The sequence below is a fragment of the Rhizobium alarense genome (assembly GCF_021555155.1).
In the GTDB taxonomy this organism is placed as follows: Bacteria; Pseudomonadota; Alphaproteobacteria; order Rhizobiales; family Rhizobiaceae; genus Rhizobium_D; species Rhizobium_D alarense.
Window position 1 is genome coordinate 2,577 of sequence record NZ_JAKGBU010000158.1, and the last position, 2,062, is coordinate 4,638.

General features: G+C 63.2%; 1 protein-coding gene. It reads right to left on the minus strand.

All coding sequences use genetic code 11. The features are described from left to right. Nucleotides 1–25: 25 nt before the first annotated feature. Nucleotides 26–1,624 carry a peptide ABC transporter substrate-binding protein gene (locus LXM94_RS25550; protein ID WP_235774661.1) on the minus strand — a complete coding sequence of 533 codons (1,599 nt, stop codon included), beginning with the start codon at nucleotides 1,622–1,624 and terminating at the stop codon, nucleotides 26–28. Nucleotides 1,625–2,062 lie beyond the last annotated feature (438 nt).

A 2,062-nucleotide genomic window follows, 5' to 3' on the forward strand; every position in this document is an offset into this window, starting at 1 on the left:
GGCCCGCGCGCCGCTTCGTTGACGCTTATTCGGCGACGCTCAGGAAGCGGGAAAGATGCTGGTTCGGCGAGTTGTCCTGCCAGCCCTGCACCCGGTCGGAAACGAGCCACAGGTCGGCCTGGGTCAGGAACGGCGCGATCGGCTGGTCCTTCATCAGCAGCGTCTCGGCCTCATGCATGATCTTGGCGCGCGCCGCCTGGTCGGTCTCCTCGTAGGACTTCTTCATCAGCGCGTCGAAGTCGGCGTTCTCGTAGTGGCCGTAGTTGAAGGTCTTGTTGCCCGACAGGCTGAGCGCCAGGAAATTCTCGGCATCCGCATAGTCGGCCACCCAGCCGGCACGCGCGACGTTGAAGGCGCCGCCCTCCTGCAGGTAGGCGTAGTGCGACGACACGTCGAGGTTCACCATCGACACCTCGGCGCCGAAGGTGTTCTTCCACATGTCGGCAACGGCGGTCGCGACGCGCTCGTGGTTCGGGTTGGTGTTGTAGCGGATCTCGATCTTCAGCGGCTTGCCGCCCTCGCCGTAGCCCGCCTCCTTCATCAGTTCGATCGCCTTGTCCTCGCGGTCGAGCTGCGACATCTCGGCGAAGTCGGCCCTGGCCGGCTCGCCATAGGTCTCGATGCCCGGCGGCACCATGGAATAGGCGGGAATCTGCGAGCCGGAATAGATCTCCTTGGCGAGGAAGTCGCGGTCGACCGCCATGGAAAGCGCCTGGCGGACGCGCAGGTCGCTATAGGGTTCCTGGCGCGTGTCGAAGGCGTAATAATAGGTCGCAAGCGTCGGCGAGACATGGACCTGCTCGCCGTAGCTGCCCTTCAGCCGGTCGATCTGGTCGGCCGAGAAATTGTAGACGAGGTCCATCTCCTTCGCCTCGAAGCGGCGAACCGACGCCGCCTGATCGTCGATCGGATAGAAGATCACCTTGTCGAGCTTGACGTTGGCGACATCCCAGTAGTTCTCGTTCTTTTCAACCGTCAGGCTGTCGTTCGGCACGTGCGCGACGAGCTTGAAGGCACCGTTCGACACCATGGTGCCGGGCTTGACGAAATCGGCACCGTTCTTCTCGACGCTCGCCTTCGAGACCGGCAGCGCCGTCTGGTGCGCCAGGAGTTCGAGGAAGAAGGGCGTCGGGCGCTCCAGCGTGACTTCCAGCGTCTTCTCGTCCACGGCCTTCACGCCGAGCTGGTCGACGGGCACCTCGCCCTTGTTGACCTTTTCGGCGTTCTTGATCGGATAGAGGATGTTGGCATAGCCGGCCGCCGTCTTCGGATCCTCGACGCGGCGGTAGGAGAAGGCGAAGTCCTCGGCGGTTACCGGCGAACCGTCGGACCATTTCGCATCGGCGCGCAGCTTGAACGTGTAGACCGTGCCGTCGTCGGACACCGTCCAGCTTTCGGCCGCACCGGGCACGATCTTGCCGGCGGCGTCATAGATGGTCAGGCCTTCGTAAAGGTCCTTCAGGATGAACTCCTCGATATTGATCGAGGTGTGGGCCTGGTCGAGCGTCTGCGGTTCGCCGGCATTGCCGCGGTGAAGCACCGCTTCCGCGAAGGCCGGGCTTGCGCCGACGAGAAGAGAGCCGAGAACGAGCGCCGTGCGCAGGTTGAGAATTTTGGATGCCATTTTCCTGTCCTTCCCCTTTGTTATTGGGCTTAGTTTGGCGGGAGTGAATGTCAGAAATTTCGCGCTGGCAAGTCAAATCCGGAAAAGTAGCCTTAACGAAGGCTGACATCTTTGCGACGCAACGGATCGCGAACGCGACATCTCGACGCCTGACGCGCACCGCGGCCACGCGCCTTCAGATAGGGCGGTCCGCCACGGCGGCAACAAAAGATCGCGAGCGCGCCATCCACTTTCCGCTTATTACGTAAACTGCAGCTTCGGCGCCATGATCATGCGCCGCCCTGCCGCGAGACGCACGCGAGCCGTGCGCCGCCGCGGCCGCCCGCCACCGAATATGGGCCTTGCGAAGGTCATCCCGGGACGGGCCGCCGGGGCTGTGGATAATACATCTGGACGACGCCCGCGGCCGGCGCCTACAGCGATGACAGCAAATCGACG

What these genes read in the sequence shown, in the direction of transcription:
- LXM94_RS25550 (WP_235774661.1), bottom strand. Translation starts at nt 1,624, where the DNA reads ATGGCATCCAAAATTCTCAACCTGCGCACGGCGCTCGTTCTCGGCTCT.